This window comes from Arcobacter rhizosphaerae, assembly GCF_049472155.1.
Classification (GTDB): domain Bacteria; phylum Campylobacterota; class Campylobacteria; order Campylobacterales; family Arcobacteraceae; genus Arcobacter_B.
Genome location: NZ_JBMOVW010000002.1, coordinates 431,671 through 451,568 on the forward strand (window position 1 = coordinate 431,671; position 19,898 = coordinate 451,568).

Here is a 19,898-nt window from a genome sequence, read left to right on the forward strand (position 1 = left end):
TTTTTTTGATTTTAACTATTTTAAAAAGTAGGCTCTATAATATAACAACCTACACACCATTCACCAATGTTGTCTATTTTTTTAATCTCGCCTCCTTTAAAACTTGATTTTAAATTTTTATGCACTGAAACAATCTTATCAAAAGCTTCAATTATCTCTTCTAATCTTTTTTCACTTTTTTTTCTAGCTGTATTTGAGATATCTAAATAAAATGCAAAAACTGCATAATCTAGTGTTGAATCTTCTTTTTTATCACGTGCAAGCATTTTACACATTGTTTCAACATCATTTTTATACTCTTCTTGAACATTTCTAACACCATTTTTTATACTCATAATTACTCTAGAAATAGAATCATTATCACTTTTATGCTCAAATCTTTCATCTAAAGTAAGACAAATTACATCTGGTGTTAAATAATGCTTTTTCATAAATTCTCTAAAAGCATCTCTTTTAGGAAGAGAACATCTTAAAATATCTGCGATTGTTGCATCTATAAAAATCTCTGGTGGATTTTGAAGTTTCGCAATTTCTTGAGAAACATGAATAGTAAGAAACTTAGCAGGAGCATAAGATAAATATAACTCATCAGCTGTCCAAAAAGAGTAGTTTTTCTTTGCAGTTTCCATTCCTGTAAGAACTGCTTCTATAACTTCTTCTTGCTTAGGAAAGTTATTCATTATCTTGTCCTATATAATTTTCATCAACTTCTTGAATTATTCCACTTTCACAAAGAATATCTTCAATAAGTCTATTTTTTGAAATATTTAAGGATTGACTTAAAACAATTAAAGCATTATCTAACCTTTTATCAATTTTAATAGTTAATTGAGATATCTCTTTTTTATTACTCTTAAGATGGTTGTTAATAACTTTTTGAATTACAGTTCTTTTATTTTTTTGCTTTGCCATTTCTTTAACTCTATAAATATTTATTAGTACTACTTTTAGTACTACTTTTATTTCTTTAGTCATTATTTCATAGCAAAACTTAACTGAGTCTTAATTTTTATAGTGAAATTATATACTTTTTGTACAATTGTTAAAAAAAAGTGAAAAATGCTATTCTATTGCTATTTAACTTACAATTTTAGCTATTTTTCTTAAATTTTAGCTGTTGAATTACTAAGCCAAATACAATTGTACTTAATCCAATAACTGTTGATATATATATTTCTTCTCCAACAATAAAATATATGAATACTAAAGACAAAAAAGGAGAAATAAAAATCAAATTAGCTATTTTTGATGTTGAAGTAGCACTTTGCATAGCTTTTAACCAAAATAAAAAGGTAATTCCCATTTCAAACATACCAACATAACTAGCAGCTAATATACCATTTAAAGAAGGAATACTAAGTGGCTGTGTTAATAAAAAATATATACTTATAATTGGAAGAGAAATTAAAAAATTACTAAATAACCCTACAATTGGATCAACCTTTGATTTTGTATTTAAAATCCAATACATAGACCAAAGAACCGTAGATAATAAGGCTAGAAAAACTCCATCAAGATTTGAGAAGTTTAAAGAAAAAGGTTCACCCTTTGTTGATATAATTAAAACACCAAAATAACAAATAATACCTGCAACTATATCATTTATTGTTAGTTTTTGTTTTAAAAATATTACTGATAAAAAAGCTAACATTAAAGCCCAAGTATAATTAATAGCTTGTGCTTCTTGAGCAGGTAGCAAATCATAGGCTTTAAATAATACAAGGTAATATAAAAAAGGATTTATAAGTCCTAACAAAAATACATTTTTAAAGTTTGACTTTATGTGTTCTTTTACTAAAGTAAATTTTTTTTCATAAATAATAACAAATGATAATATAATAGTTGAACTAAAAGAAGCATATAATACGAGTTCATAAGGAGTTAAATACGATAGTGAAACTTTAAAAGCTGTTGCTACGGTAGACCAAAAAAATATTGCTATTAGCGCATACTTGTATGCAGTTGATTGAGTATTAATGTTAAATCCTTTAAAAAAAGAATTGTAACATAAAAATTATATGTTTATTTCTTAAACTTTTACTTTTTTAATCTTTTTATAATACCAAAAACCTAAGAATGCAAGGCAAAGTAAAATAGATATAATTATATATCGTAAATACTCTTTAACTAAGGCTTCATTATCTCCAATATAGTATCCAAGTAGAGTTAAAACAATAACCCAAATACCTGCACCAAGTGTAGTATAAATAGAAAAAACAAGTAAGTTCATTCTAGCAAGACCTGCTGGAAAAGAAATATATTGTCTAACAGCTGGGATTAATCTTCCTGAAAAAGTTGATATGTGGCCATGACTTTTGAAAAACTCTTCCATTTTTACAATAGTCTCTTCTTTTATAAAAAAATATTTACCATACTTAACTAAAAAACTTCTACCAAATTTTATAGCTAAGAAATAATTTAGAAGTGCTCCTGCAAGAGAACCTAAAATACCAAAAAAAATAGCAAGAAATAAGTTCATCTCACCTTTATAAGCTAAATAACCAGCAGGAACCATTACTACTTCTGAGGGAAAAGGGAAAAAAGAACTTTCCAAAAACATCATAATGAATATACCAATATAGCCTAAACTTCCTACAGTATCAACAATAAAATTTACTATATCAGCTAACATTTGAGTCCTAAATTAATTTTTTCCATCTTTCAATAGAATTATTTATAAGTTCAAAAACTTCTTCATTACTTGGTTTTGTATCATCAAAATAATCAGATACAATTTTAAGAATATAAAAGTCTTTTATTTTTTCTTTACAACTATCTTTGAAAAAAGATGCTTGTTTATCAACAAGAAGTGTGTCTAAATTCTCATCACTTTCTAAATTCTCTTCAACAGTAGTTATATTAGCAAAATTTAGCCCATGAATAAATCTGTTCGTACAAAAAAGTGTACCTAAGGCGATTGAGCCATCACCACAAGAAGCAATGCTTAAATCAAAAGCTTTAGAAATATTGTAAGTATTAAATATATAGTTTAATGACTCTTGAATCTCTTCTTTACTTGTACCAGAAATGATAAGTAAAATATCATCATTAGAATATATATTTTTTAAAGAACTATTTAATTCTTTCAAATTAAAAAATTCTATAATTGGTTTAGCTTCTACCTTTGAGGTAGTGTGAATTAATATTTTTGACATAGTATAAACTAAGGGGTTAACCTTAGTTAATTACTTTTTAAGCTCTTTAATTCTTGCAGCTTTACCTTTTAATCCTCTTAAATAGTGAAGTTTAGCTCTTCTTACTCTACCTCTTCTTACTACTTCAAAAGACTTTAAAGACTCTGAATATAATGGGAAAATTCTTTCAACACCAACAGAGTTAGCTCCAATTTTTCTTACAGTAAATGTAGAATCAACACCGTTACCAGCTCTTGCAATTACGATACCTTCGAAAGTTTGAACTCTTTTTTTCTCACCTTCTTTAATCTCAACACCTAATCTAACTGTATCTCCAGCTCTAAACTGAGGAATTTCTTTGTTTGCAATTTGCGCTGCTTCAAAAGCCGCAATATATCTGTTTTTCATGTCTTTACCTTTGGTGAAAGTGCCCGCATTTGCAAGTTGCGGGGTATCACACTTTTAATTTGTTTTTTTATTTTTAACTAAATCTGGTCTAAAAAATTTTGTCTTGCAAATAGCCAGATTATTTTTTAAGTCGGCTATTTTACTATGATTTCCCTTTAAGAATTCTTTAATGACACTTAAATTACGAAAATTTTCAGGTTTAGTAAAGGATGGTGCTTCTAAAATATTATTTTCATAACTTTCCATTACTAAAGAGTCTGAATTACCAAGAACACCTTCAACATTTCGTGAAATTGCATCTGCCATTACTAAAGATGGTAACTCACCACCTGTTAAAACAAACTCACCAATTGAAAACACTTCATTTGCATATTTTTCAATAACTCTTTCATCTATTCCCTCATATCTTCCAGATACAAATACAATATTTTTCTTTTTTGCTAATCTTTTTGCATCATTTTGATTAAAAGGTTTAGCAGCAGCTAAAGGAAAAATAATGTAGGCTTCTTCATTTGATTCTTTAATTTTATCCAGACAATCAAAAAGTGGTTGGGGTGTCATAAGCATTCCAGCTCCACCACCAACCATTTGCTTATCAACTTTTAAATGTTTATTATTAGTATAATCTCTTGGATTATAAAACTCATAATTAATAAAATTAGAATCAATTGCTCTTTTTAAAATAGAGTCTTGAAAATATGGTTCTACTAAATTTGGGAAAAGAGTCACAAATGTAAATTTCAAATCAAACCTTAATTTTTTGGGAATTTTATCTTATTTTAAATTAAGTTTAGTTTTTATTAGCTATACTCTTGTCCTAAATTTTATGAAAGGATTGTTGTGAAGTCACCAAGAGGTTTTGGAAAAAGCTATTTTACATTTGCTAGTATATTAGCCCATAGTGTTCAAAAAACTATTGAAAACCAAATTACAATTGCGAAAAAGACTTTACGATATAGATCATCTAAAAATGAAGATGAAGTATTAGAAGAGGATCCTCCTGATTTACTTTGTACTTTATCTATTATCACTAATCATAATAAACCTTGTCATTGTGACTGCCATTTTAGAAAAAAAACAAAAATAGCTATCACTTTATTTAAGTTTATTCCTAGATGTCCATATTATACTGCTTGTTTCGCATTTAGACGAACAGGAGTACACCCTCCAATATTATCTTTAAATATCAATTAATAACCATACAAACAAAAATATATAAATTTAAGGATAAATAATGTCAAAAAACTATGTAATAGGATTTCCAAGAATTGGAGAACAAAGAGAGCTTAAAAAAGTTTTAGAAGAGTTTTGGTCAAATAAATGTTCATTTGAAAAAGTAGAAGTTATAGCTAAAGAATTAAAGCAAAGACACTGGTCTTATCAAAGAGAAGCAGGAATTGATTTTATTTCATCAAATGATTTTTCACTATATGATAATGTCTTAGATACTTGTGTTTTATTAAATGCTGTTCCTAAAAGATTTAAAGATTTAAAAGATGAAGAATTATATTTTTCAATGGCAAGAGGAAACAAAAATAGTGTAGCAATGGAAATGACAAAATGGTTTAATACAAACTATCACTATATAGTTCCAGAGTTAAGCCTAGAAGATGAGTATAAATTAAATGCTTCAAAAATTATAAGTGAATATAAAGAAGCAAAAGAATTTGGTTTAAAAACGAAAATCAATATTATAGGTCCTTTAACATTTTTAGGTTTATCAAAAAGAGTTGATAATAAAGATGTTTATGAACTTCATTCAAAAATACTTCCAGTTTATGAAGAACTATTAAAAGAAATATCAAAACTTGATGATAATATAACAGTTCAAATTGACGAGCCTATTTTTGCAAAAGATAATGAAGTAAAAGTTTTAAGTTTAATTAAACCAACTTATGATTTATTAACAAAAGCATCTGATAATATTGATATTATTGTAACTACATATTTTGAACATTCAAATGAAGCTACTAAAATTTTAGTTAACACACCTATTTATGGTTTAGGACTTGACTTTTTATATGGAGATAAAAATTTCGAAGTTTTAGAAGATATCGCAAAAAGTGATAAAAAACTAATCGCGGGAGTTGTTGATGGAAGAAATATTTGGAAAAACAATATTCAAAATACACTTGAACTATTAAGTAATATCACAAAACAAGTAAAAAAAGAAAACTTACTTATATCTTCATCTTGTTCACTACTTCATACTCCATATAGTTTAAAATATGAAGAAAAAATGAACAATAATATAAAAAGTTGGCTTTCTTATGCTTGTGAAAAACTTGAAGAATTAAATTTAATTACAAAAATATTTTTTGAAGGTGTTAATTATCTAAATGATGATGATGAAAAAAATGCTTATGATGAAAATATTCAAGCAAATTATCATAGAGCTAATTCTGAAATAATTCATGACAAACTTGTACAAGAAAGAGTTAATAAGTATTCTAAACTTGAAAGAGATGGAACTTACGAAGAAAGAATTAAATTACAAAAAGAAATCTTAAAATATAAAGATTTAGCAACAACTACAATTGGTTCTTTCCCCCAAACAGCTGAAATTAGAAAGTCAAGAAGAGATTTTAAAAAAGGTAAAATTTCAAAAGAACAATATGAGAAAGATATGAAACAATATATTGATGATTGTATTATTTTTCAAGAAGATTGTGGAATTGAAGTATTAGTTCATGGAGAACCTGAAAGAAATGATATGGTTGAATATTTTGGTGAACAACTAAAAGGTTATGGCTTTTCTCAAAATGGATGGGTTCAATCTTACGGTAGTAGATGTGTAAAACCACCTTTTATTTATGGAGATATTAGCAGACCAAAAGCTATGACTGTTGATTGGATTACTTATGCACAAAGTAAAACTAATAAAATCATGAAAGGTATGTTAACAGGTCCAGTTACTATTTTAAACTGGTCTTTTGTAAGAGATGATAAACCAAGAAGTGAAGTATCTAAACAAATTGCTGTTGCACTTAGTGATGAAATTGATGATTTACAAAACGAAGGAATTAAAATCATCCAAGTTGATGAAGCTGCATTTAAAGAAGGTTACCCTTTAAGAGCTGAGAATATTAAAGTTTATGAAAACTGGGCAACAAGAGACTTCAAAATATGCGTTAGTACTGCAAAAAAAGAAACTCAAATTCATACACATATGTGTTATAGTGAGTTCAATGATATTATTAAAACAATAGAAAATATGGATGCAGATGTAATTTCAATTGAAACTGCAAGAAGTGGTAATGAACTACTTAAAATTTTTAAAGAAGTTGGATATAAACAAGAAGTTGGGCCTGGAGTTTATGATATTCACAGTCCTAGAATTCCAAGTGTAGAAGAATTAAAAAATCAAATAAAACTTCTTTTGGAAGTATTGCCAAAAGAGCAATTATGGATAAACCCTGATTGTGGATTAAAAACAAGAAAATGGGAAGAAGTTAAACCAAGTTTAATTAATATGGTTGAAGCTGTAAAACAAATAAGAAAAGAAAAAAATAGTATCTAAGTTAAGTTTTATAACAAAATAGTTTTTACTTCAATAGAGTAAAAACTATTTTTAGATATTATTTCCAAAACTAAAATAAAAAGTATAAAGATGATTACATTTGAAAAAATAAAAGAAGCTCAAAAAAATTTAGAAGGTGTTTCGCAAAACACACCAATGACAAAAGCACCAATTTTAAGTGAGACTTTTAATAGTGATATTTATTTAAAAAAAGAGAATTTACAATTAACAGGAAGCTTTAAATTAAGAGGTGCATATAATAGAATTGCTAATTTATCTCAAGAAAAAAGAGATAAAGGTGTAGTTGCAGCAAGTGCAGGAAACCATGCACAAGGTTTAGCTTATGCTGCAAAACAATTTAACTGTCATGCAACAATTTTTATGCCAGAAGCAACACCTCTTACAAAAGTTTCAGGGGTTAAATCTCATGGGGCAAATGTTGTATTAACAGGTGAAAACTTTGATGAAGCTTATGAAGCAGCGATGAAGTTTAAAGAAGAAAAGAATTGTGAATTTATTCACCCTTTTGCTGATGATGACGTAATAGCAGGACAAGGTACAGTTGCCTTGGAAATTTTAGAAAAAGTTCCTGATTTAAAACAATTAATTGTTCCTATTGGTGGAGGAGGATTAATTGCAGGAATAGCAATAGCAGCAAAAGCTATAAATCCAGATATTAAAGTTATTGGAGTTGTTGCAAGTGGTGCAACTGCGATGAAAGAATCATATAAATCACAAATGCCTATTGATTCAAAATCAGTTAGAACTATTGCTGATGGTATTGCTGTAAGAGATGTAAACCCTAAACTTTTAAATATTATTATTGATTATGTAGATCATATTGTTGAAGTTACTGACAATGAAATTGCTAATGCAGTTTTATTTTTACTTGAAAAACATAAACTTGTAGTTGAAGGAGCTGGTGCTGTTGCAACAGCTGCAATTATGCATGATAAAATTGATATGGATGATACAAAAGTTTGTGCACTTATTAGTGGAGGAAATATTGATGTTACTATGCTTTCACTAATTATTGAAAAAGGTTTAGTAAAATCAAATAGAAAAATGAATCTAATGGTAACACTTATGGATAAACCAGGTTCATTAACACATTTAAGTGAAATTTTTAGAGAGTGTTCTGCAAATATTGTACAAATAGATTATGATAGAGACTCGGTAAAACTAGACTTTGGTGAAGCACACATAACAATTTCACTCGAAACAAAAGGTCAAGACCATCAACAAGAAATTAGAGAGAAATTGAAACAAAATGGTTACAGATTTAAAGAAATTTAATTTAATTTAATATGTAAATTAATACCTAAAGAAAGATTTTAGAAAAAAAATTATACAATGTACGACATAATTTAGTATTGAGTAACAACAAAAAGGAAAAAAATGGAAGGAAGACTGTTTACATTCTTAGGTAGCATCGGTGGTCACGGTCAAGAATGGATTATTTTATCTCACTATATTCTAGTGATTGGTATTATATTTTTTATAGCTAGAGCAGCTACTAAAAAAATGCAACTAGTTCCAACTGGTTCACAAAATGTAATGGAAGCTTTCATAGGTGGTATCATTGCAATGGGTGCTGATACAATGGGTGAAAAAAATGCAAGAACATACATGCCTTTAATTGGTTCTTTAGCATTAGTAGTTTTTATTAGTAATATGATGGGTGTTATCCCTGGATTTGAGTCGCCAACTGCAAACATCAACTTTACTTTAGCATTAGCTTTAATCGTATTTGTTTACTACAATTACTTAGGTATTAAAGTAAATGGTTTTGTTAACTACTTTAAACATTTTATGGGACCAATGCCTGCATTAGCACCATTAATGTTCCCAATTGAAATCATTTCTCACTTATCAAGAATTGTTTCATTATCATTTAGACTTTTTGGTTCTATTAGAGGGGACGATATGTTCTTAATGGTACTTTTAATGTTAGTACCTTGGATTTTACCTCTTCCAGGTTTCTTCATGTTAACTGCTTTTGGATTCTTACAAGCATTTATCTTTGCAATCTTAACTTATGTTTATATTGCAGGTTCTATCATGATGGAACACGAAGATCATTAGTAACAGCTAAAGATTCTAATAATAAAAAAGGGAAAGGTTCAAACCTTTCCCTTTTTTTATACCAATAAAATCTATTAATAGTTTTATTAGTATTTAAATATTATACTTATCAAAAATTTAAAAAAAAGTATATTATGAAAAGTGACTTGAAAAACTATTTAATAACTGATCCGAAATATTATTCGAATAACCCTGAACTATTCAAAAAAAATTTAAAAAGAGTACTAAAAAACAATCAAGTTGATATGGCTTGTTTTAGAGACAAATCAAGTGAAAACTTTGAAGAGCTTGCAGAACTATTTATTAAAATATGTAAAGAATTTAATATAAAAAAAATATTGCTAAATCAAAATTATGAGTTAGCAAAAGATTTAGGAGCTACAGGTGTTCATTTAACTTCAAAACAATATAAAGAAATAAAAAAAGCTAAAGACTTAGATTTGTATGTAATAATCTCTTGCCATAGTTTTGTTGATATAGAAAAAGCACAAGAAGCTTATGCAAATGCAGTAACACTATCTCCTATTTTTGATACACCTAATAAAGGAGAAGCAAAAGGAACTAATATTTTAAAACAGGCTATTAATCTTTATGAAGATATTGATATTATTGCTTTAGGTGGAATTACAACACAAGAACATATAGAAAAAGTTAAAAAAGCAAAACCTTATGGCTTTGCTTCAATAAGATACTTTATTTAACCTCATCAAGTAAACAAGTATCTTCATTTAGATAAATAAGATAAGAATAAACTTTATCTGTTTTAAAAATATCACTTATTGCTTTTTTATAGTGTCTTACTTGATTTTTATGCTCTTGTAGACTTTCACTCTTTGTAGTTTTATAATCAAAAATATAGTATTTATCATCTTTTTGTAAAAGTAAATCTATTATTTTTACTTCTCCTTGAAAAATCAAAGATTGTTCAGATACAAACTTTGAATTTTCTAAAAACTCTTGAAATTGTTTATTATCAATAAGATTAGTGATTCTTAATCTAATTTTTTCAAAATCTTCTTCTTTTAAATAATTTGAATATCTTGAAATAGTAATATCCAAACAATAATCTAAATTTTCATAAGTAAATTCATTCATCATCTCTAAACAAAAGTGTGTAGCTATTCCAAAATATCTTGCATATAAAATTTCACTATTACTATCTTTTTCTTTTTTTATTAACTGTTCTTGTATTCCTAAATCTATAGGGGAATATTCGACTTTTTCAAAACTATCAAAGTTTTTTGAAATATTAGAACTTAATTCAAGCTGTCCTAATTTTTGAGGTGACATACTTAAAATATCAAATACAGAAGATTTTTTCTTTTTAAATACAAGCATATTATTTTTAGCTCTTGTAAGTGCCACATATAATATATTTATTTCATCTTGTAAAGATAAAGCTTTCTCTTTTGAAATAGCTCTTGAATAATTATCATTATAATTTTCATAGCCTTTAATTTTATAAAAAATATTTTTTAAATTTACACTATCATACTCAAATAGTAATGAGCTTTTATCTGCATTTTTTCTTTTTATTCTATCTAATAAAATTACTGTATTAAACTCCAAACCTTTTGATTTAAAAATAGTTAAAAGTTGAAGTCCAACTGTTTCACTATTTTGTATAGTTGCATCATTCTTATCTATCTCATAAACGAACTCAACAATATCAGTAAAACTTTGACATACTTCTATTAATTTTATGATATTTTGATCTATTATCATTAAACTTGAAGCTATATCTTTTATTATTTGACTTACTGACTTTTTATCAAAATTAATCTCTACTTCTATTTCACTAGTAAGCTCTTTACCAATTAAAGCATTTAAATTTTCTTTGTATATCTCTTCTTTAAAATATAAATATTTAACTGCATTAATTACTGCTTTTACATTTTCTTGATTTACTAATCTCGATGTCATTTCTGTAGAAATTTTTAATTTAGGAAACTTATTTTTTAAATAGTAATATAAACTTAGTACATCGTCATTTGTATATGTTAAAATAGCAATGTCATTTGAGTTTACACCATCTTTTATTAAAGAAGCAATTTTAGAAGCTATATTTTCAAACTTTTCCTCTTCTTCTAAAGCCTCATCTTCTATTACTTCAACATATCCACCTTTTTTTATAGAGTTTTGTTCATGATATTCATAATTTGGAATATTTACAAAAAGAGAATTTACAAAATTTACTACAGTTTGACTTGATCTATAATTTGTATTTAAAACTTCAACTTCTAAAAGCTTATTTGTATTTGCTACATGATCGAAAAGTTCTTTTTTCCCACCTCTAAATCTATAAATTGACTGTTTTACATCTCCCACGTAAAAAAAGGTTTTAAATCTTGTTTCATCACCTGAAAGTATCTCATCAATTAAAGGTTTTAAAATATTATATTGAATTAAAGATGTATCTTGAAACTCATCAATCAAAATATGATTAAATTGAGAATCTAATCTAAAATATAAAAAATCTTTATCTATTTTATTTGTTAACAAATCATAAACTAAATTTGAAATATCATTAAATTCCAAATAGTTTTTATTCTTATTATAATTAAGTTTAAACTCTTTGAACATCAAATAAAGTTCAAATAATTTGCTTAAACTATAATTTGCTCGTAATTTATAATAGTTTGCCAATTGTACTTTCAAAGATGCAAAATAGCTTTCTAAAATATCATTTGAACATTTTTTAAAATAACTATACTCACTTAAAGAATCTTTACTTAACCAAGTTTTTTCAAATAATGTCTCAAAATTTTCAAAATCAACAGCTTTTTTTGCAGAGTTTGAAGCTACATCACAATTTAATATTGCTTCTTTTATTTTATATGCTTCTTTTAAAACTTCACTTTTTTGTAAGTTTATTAAACTTGCATCAATATTTACAGGTTCTATTTTTTCATTTTTTTCCAATAAAATTTTAAAAAGTTCAAAGATAGAGTTAAACTTCTTCTTTTCATATATTGAAAAATCAATCAAAGTATCAAATTGCTTACTATCTAAAGAAGAAAGAAATTTTATACTTAAAGCTTCAATATCATCTTCTTTAATTTCAAAATCATCTGATATTCCAATATATCCACAAAATTCTCTTAATATTTTATTTACAAATTTATCAATTGTAAATATAGATAAACTAGCATTTGAAAATGACTTTACTAAAAACTGTTTTTTTCCTAGTATTTGTTCTTTACTCATAGAAGATTGTTCACATATTGCACTTAGATATGCTTCATCATCTCCCAATGTTAATAAAGTCTTATAAATTCTTTCACTCATTTCATTTGCCGCTTTATTTGTAAATGTAAGAGTTAATATTTCATTTGCTTTTGCACCTTTTAATAAAAGGCTAATATATCTAACTGTTAATGCGAAAGTTTTACCACTTCCTGCGCTGGCTTTTAAGGCTAAAAATTTTTTCATAAGCAAATCATACTAAAGTAAATGTTAGAAAATACTATATCATCATTAAAACTTAAAGATTTTTATTATATTATTAGAATATAAAAAATTATTTTACACTGGGGAATTGAAATAAAAACAAATAGTAAGATTATCATTCTTGTTACAACTGTTATATTTTTTATGTTTATTCTAATGATTCTAAATTTTACATATAACTTTAGAGAATATGGAATAAAGAGTATTGATAATAAAGCAACTATACTTGCTAAAACCGTAGAGCATGCCCTAACAACTCAAATGCTATCGGGAGTAATTGATGAAAGAGAAATCTTTTTAAAACAATTAGAAGATTTGCCACATATTGAAAAAATATGGCTAAGTAGAGGTCATAAAGTAATTCAATCTTATGGAGAAGGTTTAAATAATGAAGTTCCAAGAGATGAAATTGATAGAAAAGTATTAGAAACAGGAAAAGAAATAAAAGTAATAGATGAAAAACTTTTTTCAAGTAGTACTTATAGAATAACTATTCCATATAAAGCAACAGCAAATGGAGAAATAAATTGTCTAAATTGTCATGCAAATGCAAAAGAAGGTGATACTTTAGGTGCTATTACTATTACTATTCCAATAGATGATTCTAAACAAAAAGGTATAAGTACAGTATTAAATACCACTGCAATTGCTTTAATACTTATTTTTACAATTGCATTTTTAATTAACTATTTAATTTCTCCATTCTTAAAACTTTTTGTATCAATTAAAAAAGTTATGAGTAATGCCCATGAAGGAGATTATTCACAAAGAGTTTTAGATATAAATAATAAAGATGCAAAAGAAGTTTCAACTTGGATTAATACTTTATTAGAAAAACTAGAAAGTACTTTAAATGATATTGACTCAAATATTTCTATCTTTTTATCAAGTAAAACAAAAGAAAACAATGACCCACTTGTAAATGTACAAGAGACTGTATCAAGACTATCATCAGTTTATAAATTTAGAAAAACAATAGAACATGATGATGATTTAGATTTAATTTATAAAAGATTAGCTGATATTATAAAAAATAACCTTTCAATTGAAAACTTTAATATTTTAGAAGCTGATACAAGAACAGGTGACTCAAGAAATGTCTATATAGGACATAAAGAATATTGTGATTTAAAGAAAGTTTGTCGAGCAGATAAAACAAATCAAATTGTAGATTCAAGTCTTTTTGAAAATATCTGTAGTTCATGTAAAGATAGTAAAATAAACTATCTTTGTATTCCTTACTCAATTTCAAATGATTTAGACTTAATTGTTTCTATTTATTCAGATTCAAAAGAAGAACTAGAAAAAGTTAAAAGAAATATTCCTTTTATAAATGATTATGTAGATGCTGCAAAATCAGTAATTATTACAAATAAATTAATGTGTATTCTTGAAAAAAATGCAAGAACAGATGCCCTAACAAATCTTTACAACAGAAAACATCTTGAAGATCAATTACCAAAAATAGAATCACAAAGCAATAGAGCAAATATCTCTTATGGGGTTTTAATGATTGATATTGACTTTTTTAAACAAGTTAATGATACTTATGGACATGACATTGGAGATAAAGCAATTCAAATAGTTGCACAAACATTAACACAAAATACAAGAGCCTCGGATATTGTTATTAGATATGGAGGAGAAGAGTTTATAGTTTTACTTCATAATTGTGATGAAGAAGGAGTTATGCAAGTTGCTGAAAAAATAAGAGTAGCATTTATGCAAAAAGATATTCCAGTGGGTGGAACAAATACAATAAACAAAACATTAAGTATAGGAACATCAATTTATCCTAAAGATAGCAAAGATCTAAAAGAGTGTATTAAAAATGCAGATATAGCTTTATATGAAGCAAAAAATAGTGGTAGAAATAAAACTGTTTTATTTAAAAAAGAGATGCTAGAAGATAATAAATAGAGTATTTTTCTCATTAAGATAATTTTTGATATAATATTTGCCTTTAAAAAACATCTTAGGAAATATTATGCAAAAGAAACATCAAAAAGTTCAAACCCTACTTGATGCAATACCACATATTAAAAAGTTTTATGGAAAAACTATTGTAATAAAATATGGTGGTTCTGCGCAAACAAGTCCTGAATTAAAAGAAAAGTTTGCAGAAGATATTGTATTACTTTCATTAGTTGGGATTAAACCTGTGATTGTACACGGAGGGGGAGCTAGAATATCTGAACTTCTTGAAAAACTATCAATTAAATCTGAATTTGTTGATGGGCACAGAGTAACATCAGAAGAAACTATGAGAATTGTTGAAATGGTATTAAGTGGTGAAATAAATAAAAATATCACTTCTTTGCTTAACCATCATGGAGCAAAAGCAATAGGTATTTCAGGAAAAGACTCATCAATAATTAATGCTATTCCTAAAGAAGATGGAAAATTTGGATATACAGGTGTAGTAACTAAAGTAAATGGTGCCATGATTAATAATCTTATCAAAGAAGGATTTATTCCTGTAATAGCGCCTATAGCAGATAGTGCAGAACCTAATCATCCAGGTTTTAATATAAATGCAGATGTAGCTGCATCTAAAATAGCAAGTGCAATTGGAGCACAAAAAGTATTATTCTTAACTGATACAGTTGGTGTTTTAGATAAAGACGGTGAACTTTTAAACTCTTTAGATCAAAATGATGTTAAAAATCTAAAAGAAGATGGAACAATTGCAGGAGGGATGATACCAAAAGTTGACTCTTGTATTGATGCAATTTATAATGGTGTAAATAAAGCACACATCATTGATGGTAGAGTAGAACACTCAATTTTATTAGAACTATTTACAAGCGATGGTATTGGTACACAATTTGTTAGAAAAGATAACCCTAACAATGGTATTAATATGGAAAAACTTTTAAATGATGAAAATTAAGGAAGATAAATGAAATTTATAGAAACAAGAGGAAATGATGGATTAAAAGAAAAAGAAGTAGATTTTTCTTATGCCATTTTAAATCCGAGTGCATCTTTTGGGGGACTTTATGTTCCAAAAAAATTACCAAAACTTGAAGAGAATTTTCTTTTAAATCATATAAATGATGATTATAAAGAATTAGCCTATGCTATTTTAAAAGCCTTTGAAATTGATATTGATGAGGAAGAAATTCAAAAAGCTTTAAACCTATATGATAATTTTGATGATGCTGCTGACCCTTGTCCTGTACGAAAAGTAAAAGACGACTTATTTGTTCATGAACAATACCATGGCCCAACAAGAGCCTTTAAAGATATGGCTTTACAACCTTTTGGTTCAATACTTTCTTCAATTGCTAAAAAAAGAGATGAAAAATATCTTATCTTAGCTGCAACATCAGGAGATACAGGTCCAGCTGCTCTTAATACTTTTAAAAATAAAGAAAATATTCAAGTTGCGTGTTTATATCCAGATGGTGGGACTTCTGATGTTCAAAGACTTCAAATGGTATGTGAAGATGGAGATAATTTAAAAGTATTAGGAATCAAAGGAAATTTTGATGATGCACAAAGTGCACTTAAAAATCTTTTAGCTTCTGAATCTTTTAAAAAAGAATTAGAAAATGATGGAATTAAATTATCAGCCGCAAACTCAGTTAACTTTGGTAGAATCATCTTCCAAATTATTTATCACTTCCATTCATACCTTGAACTTCTAAAACAAGGTGAAGTTGAATATGGAGAAGAGATTTATTTAGTTGTTCCTTCTGGTAACTTTGGAAATGTATTGGGTGGATTTTACGCAAAACAAATGGGTGTACCTATCAAAAAACTACTTGTTGCTTCAAATGAAAACAACATTTTAACAGAATGGATTAACACAGGTATTTATGATATTAGAGATAAAGAGTTAAAACTTACAAAATCTCCTGCCATGGATATTCTAAAATCATCAAATATTGAAAGAGTTATATATTCATTGTATGGAGCAAAGAGAACAAAAGAATTCTTTGATGATTTAAATGAGAAAAAAATCTTTAAAATGAGTAAAGATGAAACAGCTAAACTTCAAGAATACTTTAGTGCTATAAATTCTGATGATGAATATGGTTCAAAAATCATCAAATCTTTCTTAGATGATGGTTATTTAATGGACCCTCATACAGCTACTTGTATCAAAGCTTATGAAGAACTAAGAGAAGAGAGTATCCCTACAGTAATTTATTCAACAGCTGAATGGACTAAATTCTCACCAACTGTATTAAATGCCCTAAATCAAGATGATAGAAAATATTCTGATAAAGAAGCGTTAGAAGAAATTTCACAAAAATATAAAGCAAATTTACCTCAAAGTATAAAAGATTTATTTACAGCAAAAGTAAATCATGATATAGTAATTGATAAGAATGACATTGAGAAAGAAATTGTAAAATTTATTAGAGAATCATAAGATTCTCTAATAATAACCTTAATCAACACTTTTTTAGACACTATAGTGTCACTAAATAAAATTCTGAGTAAAAATTCCCCAAAAAATAGCATTAACATAACAATTTATGACCAAAGTCAAATCATTTTAAGTATAAAAACAATATAATATATGGATTTTAAACTAAAATAAAAGGAAGCCAAATATGTCTAATGAAACTAATAGACGAGATTTTCTTGGTTATTCATTTGCTGCTGTTGCTGCAGTAGGTGGTGCTGCGTCACTTGTTGGTATGAAACAAGTATGGGATCCACTTCCAAGCGTATTAGCAGGTGGTTTTACAAAAGTAGAACTTGGTGAATTAAAAGCCGGAAACCCTGTTACAATTACTTGGAGAGGAAAACCAATTTTTCTTCTTAAGAAAACTGCTGAAATGAAAAACAATGAAAGAGACTTAGTAATCGGTGAAGACAGATTTACTGTTGCAATTGGATTATGTACTCACTTAGGTTGTATTCCAGCGTGGAAAAAAGATAAATGGAAATGTGCATGTCACGGTGGGGAATTTAACCCTTCTGCTGAGCAAGTTTTTGGACCTCCTCCAAGACCTCTTGACTTACCTCCATTTAGTGTACAAGGAACATCAATCACTCTAGGTGAAGAAGGTCCTGAATACAAAAAAATCGCTGCTGCGATGGCAACGGCATAAGGAGTAGTTTATGGCAAAATTTGAAAAAGCTAACTCTGTAGGTGAATGGTTAGATCAAAGACTTAATACTACTGCATTAAACAAAGTATTAATGACTGAGTATTGGATTCCAAAAGATATTAACTTCTTATGGGCAATGGGTGTATTACTAGCTACAACTTTTGGTATTTTAGTAATTTCTGGTTTATTCTTAATGATGTACTACAAGCCTGATGTTGCATTAGCATTTGACTCAGTAAACTACACTATTATGCAAGAAGTTGCGTTTGGTTGGTTATTTAGACACATGCATGGTGTTGCCGCTTCTGTTGTATTCTTAATCATTTATATTCACATGTTTACTGGAATCTATTATGGTTCTTATAAACAAGGTAGAGAAATGATCTGGATTTCTGGTATGTTATTATTTATGACATTCTCAGCTGCTGGATTCTCTGGATATATGTTACCATGGGGACAAATGTCTTACTGGGCTGCAATGGTTATTACTAACTTATTTGGTGGTGTTCCAGTTATTGGTGATGCTTTAGTTGTATGGATTAGAGGTGACTTCAACGTTGCTGATGCTACATTAACTAGATTCTTTATGTTACACGTATTCTTATTACCTATTACTATTATGGGTATTATTGGATTACACTTCTACACATTAAGAATTCCTCACGTAAATAATCAAAACTCTGATGAATTTGATTTTGATGAAGAAGCTGAAAAGTACTTAGCTGGTAATAAAAAAGAATCAAAAGTTATTCCTTTCTGGCCTGTATTTATTTCTAAAGATTTAGCTGTATTAGGTATTTTCTTAATTTTCTACTTCTATTTAGTATTCTTCCATTATAACTTTGCAATGGACCCAGTTAACTTCGATCCTGCTGATAATATGGTTACTCCTGCACATATTTACCCTGAATGGTATTTCTTATGGTCGTATGAAGTATTAAGAGGATTCTTCTTTGATGTTGGACCTGTTAAAGCATTTGATATTGGATTAATTGCATTCGCATTCGCAAATGTTATTTTCCTTGTATTACCATGGTTAGATAGAGATCCAAAAATTTTACCAGCACATAAAAGACCTAAATTCTTTATTTGGTTCTGGATATTAATGGCTGACTTAATTGTATTAACAGTATATGGTAAATTACCTCCAACAGGTATCAATGCATGGGTTGGATTTGTAGTTGCTACATTATTTATTCTACTATTCCTTGCTTTACCATTTATTACAAAATCAGATGCTAAAAAAAGGGGTGATGTATGAGAGAATTAAAGATTTTAGCAGTAGTTGTAGCTTTAACGCTAATAACTTACTGGGGAGTTGAGCCATTTGCTCACTCTCAAATGCACCCTCATGTTGAACCAGCTGATTTTAAATTCAATGATTTAAAAGAAGATGTTAAAGACGTTAAAGCTTTAACTGGTGATGCAACTAATGGTAAAACATTAGTTACTGCTAACTGTACAGCTTGTCACTCAATTAATGCAGAAGGTTTCCCACAAGTTATGGATAATGCAAGTTCTGCTGCTGCTTATGGTGTAGTTCCACCAGATTTAAGTACTGCAGGAAAACTTTATAATGCTGATTATTTAGCAGCATTTATTAAAAATCCAGCAAAAGCTTCTATAGTTGAGCATAAATTTGAAGATGGAAGAGTTCACCCAATGCCAGGTTATGGTTGGATGCAACCTCAAGAAATTGCTGATATGGTAGCATACTTACAATCTATTGCACCAGATAAAATGACAAATAAAGAAGTATTTACTGATGCTTGTCAAAGATGTCATGGTATTAAATATGCTGATATGAAAAATGGTACTATGTCTGCATTTACACCAGATGCTGATATCAAAAAATATATGGGTAAATTACCTCCTGATTTATCTCAATACATTAGATCAAGAGGAGAGAGTTATTTAACAACATTTATTAATAACCCTCAAAAACACCTTGAAGGTACTGCAATGCCTAGAGTTGGTTTAAATGAAGCTTCTCAAAAACAAGTAATTTCTTACATGGAAGAAATTGGAGATTCTAAAAAAGAAATAAGAGAAGAATTAGGACCTAAGTTCTTAATCTACTTTGTAATCTTTGCTATCTTTGCATTCTTATGGAAAAGTAAAATGTGGAGAGAAGTTCACTAATATTAATTAGTACAAATCTTACATTAAAAAATAAAAAGGGGAAAAACACATTTAGTTGTTTTCCCCTTTTTTTATTTATGCAATAAA

At 27.7% G+C, this 19,898-nt stretch carries 19 protein-coding genes; 11 read left to right on the forward strand and 8 right to left on the reverse strand.

Translation table 11 applies throughout. The features are described 5' to 3' along the window. Window positions 1-20: 20 nt before the first annotated feature. From ACH5BH_RS05175 to trmD, 7 genes are all read right to left on the reverse strand, one after another. A complete protein-coding gene (locus ACH5BH_RS05175) occupies window positions 21-680 on the reverse strand; it encodes a hypothetical protein (RefSeq protein ID WP_404305971.1) in 660 nt (219 codons plus the stop codon). Further along, window positions 673-975: a hypothetical protein gene (locus tag ACH5BH_RS05180; RefSeq protein WP_404305973.1), complete on the reverse strand. Its 303-nt coding sequence runs from the start codon at window positions 973-975 to the stop codon at window positions 673-675. Before ACH5BH_RS05180 ends, ACH5BH_RS05175 begins: the two co-directional genes overlap by 8 nt. Before the next feature lie 115 nt (window positions 976-1,090). Beyond that, window positions 1,091-1,978 (reverse strand): DMT family transporter, encoded by an 888-nt coding sequence (locus tag ACH5BH_RS05185; protein WP_404306248.1) that lies wholly within the window; start codon window positions 1,976-1,978, stop codon window positions 1,091-1,093. Window positions 1,979-2,029: 51 nt separating this feature from the next. Then, window positions 2,030-2,632, reverse strand: coding sequence for a DedA family protein (locus ACH5BH_RS05190; protein ID WP_404305975.1), 603 nt, complete (start codon window positions 2,630-2,632; stop codon window positions 2,030-2,032). 7 nt (window positions 2,633-2,639) lie between these two features. Next, the gene (locus tag ACH5BH_RS05195) at window positions 2,640-3,155 is read right to left on the reverse strand and encodes a hypothetical protein (protein WP_404305977.1); all 516 of its coding nucleotides are present in this window, start codon (window positions 3,153-3,155) and stop codon (window positions 2,640-2,642) included. A 30-nt stretch (window positions 3,156-3,185) separates the two neighbouring features. Further along, entirely contained in the window at window positions 3,186-3,542 is a 357-nt protein-coding gene (rplS, locus tag ACH5BH_RS05200) for a 50S ribosomal protein L19 (RefSeq protein ID WP_404305979.1), read from the reverse strand. Between the two features lie 54 nt (window positions 3,543-3,596). Then, complete coding sequence (gene trmD / locus ACH5BH_RS05205) at window positions 3,597-4,286, reverse strand: tRNA (guanosine(37)-N1)-methyltransferase TrmD (RefSeq protein WP_404305981.1); 690 nt, start codon at window positions 4,284-4,286, stop codon at window positions 3,597-3,599. A 96-nt stretch (window positions 4,287-4,382) separates the two neighbouring features. Here trmD and ACH5BH_RS05210 point away from each other — a divergent pair, with 96 nt between their 5' ends. The 5 genes from ACH5BH_RS05210 (at window position 4,383) to ACH5BH_RS05230 (ending at window position 9,848) form a co-directional block, all read left to right on the forward strand. Next, window positions 4,383-4,736, forward strand: coding sequence for a hypothetical protein (locus tag ACH5BH_RS05210; RefSeq protein WP_404305983.1), 354 nt, complete (start codon window positions 4,383-4,385; stop codon window positions 4,734-4,736). A 40-nt stretch (window positions 4,737-4,776) separates the two neighbouring features. Continuing rightward, a complete protein-coding gene (gene metE, locus ACH5BH_RS05215; protein ID WP_423297669.1) occupies window positions 4,777-7,062 on the forward strand; it encodes a 5-methyltetrahydropteroyltriglutamate--homocysteine S-methyltransferase in 2,286 nt (761 codons plus the stop codon). Window positions 7,063-7,152: 90 nt separating this feature from the next. Continuing rightward, on the forward strand, window positions 7,153-8,358 hold the full coding sequence (ilvA, locus tag ACH5BH_RS05220; protein WP_404305987.1) for a threonine ammonia-lyase: 1,206 nt from the start codon (window positions 7,153-7,155) through the stop codon (window positions 8,356-8,358). 102 nt (window positions 8,359-8,460) lie between these two features. Next, a complete protein-coding gene (locus ACH5BH_RS05225; protein ID WP_404305989.1) occupies window positions 8,461-9,147 on the forward strand; it encodes a F0F1 ATP synthase subunit A in 687 nt (228 codons plus the stop codon). 134 nt (window positions 9,148-9,281) lie between these two features. Beyond that, complete coding sequence (locus ACH5BH_RS05230; protein ID WP_423297670.1) at window positions 9,282-9,848, forward strand: thiamine phosphate synthase; 567 nt, start codon at window positions 9,282-9,284, stop codon at window positions 9,846-9,848. On the opposite strand, the gene ACH5BH_RS05235 is transcribed toward ACH5BH_RS05230, so the two are convergent. Next, entirely contained in the window at window positions 9,841-12,579 is a 2,739-nt protein-coding gene (locus ACH5BH_RS05235) for a RecB-like helicase (protein ID WP_423297671.1), read from the reverse strand. The genes ACH5BH_RS05230 and ACH5BH_RS05235 overlap by 8 nt on opposite strands. Window positions 12,580-12,753: 174 nt before the next feature. Here ACH5BH_RS05235 and ACH5BH_RS05240 point away from each other — a divergent pair, with 174 nt between their 5' ends. The 6 genes from ACH5BH_RS05240 (at window position 12,754) to ACH5BH_RS05265 (ending at window position 19,811) form a co-directional block, all read left to right on the forward strand. Beyond that, the gene (locus tag ACH5BH_RS05240) at window positions 12,754-14,517 is read left to right on the forward strand and encodes a GGDEF domain-containing protein (RefSeq protein ID WP_423297672.1); all 1,764 of its coding nucleotides are present in this window, start codon (window positions 12,754-12,756) and stop codon (window positions 14,515-14,517) included. 67 nt (window positions 14,518-14,584) lie between these two features. Then, a complete protein-coding gene (gene argB, locus ACH5BH_RS05245; RefSeq protein ID WP_404305996.1) occupies window positions 14,585-15,490 on the forward strand; it encodes an acetylglutamate kinase in 906 nt (301 codons plus the stop codon). A gap of 9 nt (window positions 15,491-15,499) precedes the next feature. Beyond that, on the forward strand, window positions 15,500-16,981 hold the full coding sequence (gene thrC, locus ACH5BH_RS05250) for a threonine synthase (protein ID WP_423297673.1): 1,482 nt from the start codon (window positions 15,500-15,502) through the stop codon (window positions 16,979-16,981). A 184-nt stretch (window positions 16,982-17,165) separates the two neighbouring features. Next, window positions 17,166-17,669, forward strand: a complete 504-nt coding sequence (petA, locus tag ACH5BH_RS05255) for a ubiquinol-cytochrome c reductase iron-sulfur subunit (RefSeq protein ID WP_404306000.1) — start codon at window positions 17,166-17,168, stop codon at window positions 17,667-17,669. Window positions 17,670-17,679: 10 nt separating this feature from the next. Beyond that, window positions 17,680-18,930 carry a cytochrome b gene (locus tag ACH5BH_RS05260; protein WP_404306002.1) on the forward strand — a complete coding sequence of 417 codons (1,251 nt, stop codon included), beginning with the start codon at window positions 17,680-17,682 and terminating at the stop codon, window positions 18,928-18,930. Next, window positions 18,927-19,811 carry a c-type cytochrome gene (locus ACH5BH_RS05265; RefSeq protein WP_423297674.1) on the forward strand — a complete coding sequence of 295 codons (885 nt, stop codon included), beginning with the start codon at window positions 18,927-18,929 and terminating at the stop codon, window positions 19,809-19,811. Before ACH5BH_RS05260 ends, ACH5BH_RS05265 begins: the two co-directional genes overlap by 4 nt. Window positions 19,812-19,898 lie beyond the last annotated feature (87 nt).

Excerpts from the sequence above, each read along its gene's own strand:
- petA (WP_404306000.1), top strand. The coding sequence starts at position 17,166 with ATGTCTAATGAAACTAATAGACGAGATTTTCTTGGTTATTCATTTGCT.
- ACH5BH_RS05175 (WP_404305971.1), bottom strand. The coding sequence starts at position 680 with ATGAATAACTTTCCTAAGCAAGAAGAAGTTATAGAAGCAGTTCTTACA.
- ilvA (WP_404305987.1), top strand. The coding sequence starts at position 7,153 with ATGATTACATTTGAAAAAATAAAAGAAGCTCAAAAAAATTTAGAAGGT.
- ACH5BH_RS05240 (WP_423297672.1), top strand. The coding sequence starts at position 12,754 with ATGATTCTAAATTTTACATATAACTTTAGAGAATATGGAATAAAGAGT.
- ACH5BH_RS05190 (WP_404305975.1), bottom strand. The coding sequence starts at position 2,632 with ATGTTAGCTGATATAGTAAATTTTATTGTTGATACTGTAGGAAGTTTA.
- metE (WP_423297669.1), top strand. The coding sequence starts at position 4,777 with ATGTCAAAAAACTATGTAATAGGATTTCCAAGAATTGGAGAACAAAGA.
- ACH5BH_RS05180 (WP_404305973.1), bottom strand. The coding sequence starts at position 975 with ATGACTAAAGAAATAAAAGTAGTACTAAAAGTAGTACTAATAAATATT.
- ACH5BH_RS05235 (WP_423297671.1), bottom strand. The coding sequence starts at position 12,579 with ATGAAAAAATTTTTAGCCTTAAAAGCCAGCGCAGGAAGTGGTAAAACT.
- rplS (WP_404305979.1), bottom strand. The coding sequence starts at position 3,542 with ATGAAAAACAGATATATTGCGGCTTTTGAAGCAGCGCAAATTGCAAAC.
- ACH5BH_RS05230 (WP_423297670.1), top strand. The coding sequence starts at position 9,282 with ATGAAAAGTGACTTGAAAAACTATTTAATAACTGATCCGAAATATTAT.
- argB (WP_404305996.1), top strand. The coding sequence starts at position 14,585 with ATGCAAAAGAAACATCAAAAAGTTCAAACCCTACTTGATGCAATACCA.
- ACH5BH_RS05225 (WP_404305989.1), top strand. The coding sequence starts at position 8,461 with ATGGAAGGAAGACTGTTTACATTCTTAGGTAGCATCGGTGGTCACGGT.
- ACH5BH_RS05195 (WP_404305977.1), bottom strand. The coding sequence starts at position 3,155 with ATGTCAAAAATATTAATTCACACTACCTCAAAGGTAGAAGCTAAACCA.
- ACH5BH_RS05265 (WP_423297674.1), top strand. The coding sequence starts at position 18,927 with ATGAGAGAATTAAAGATTTTAGCAGTAGTTGTAGCTTTAACGCTAATA.
- thrC (WP_423297673.1), top strand. The coding sequence starts at position 15,500 with ATGAAATTTATAGAAACAAGAGGAAATGATGGATTAAAAGAAAAAGAA.
- ACH5BH_RS05260 (WP_404306002.1), top strand. The coding sequence starts at position 17,680 with ATGGCAAAATTTGAAAAAGCTAACTCTGTAGGTGAATGGTTAGATCAA.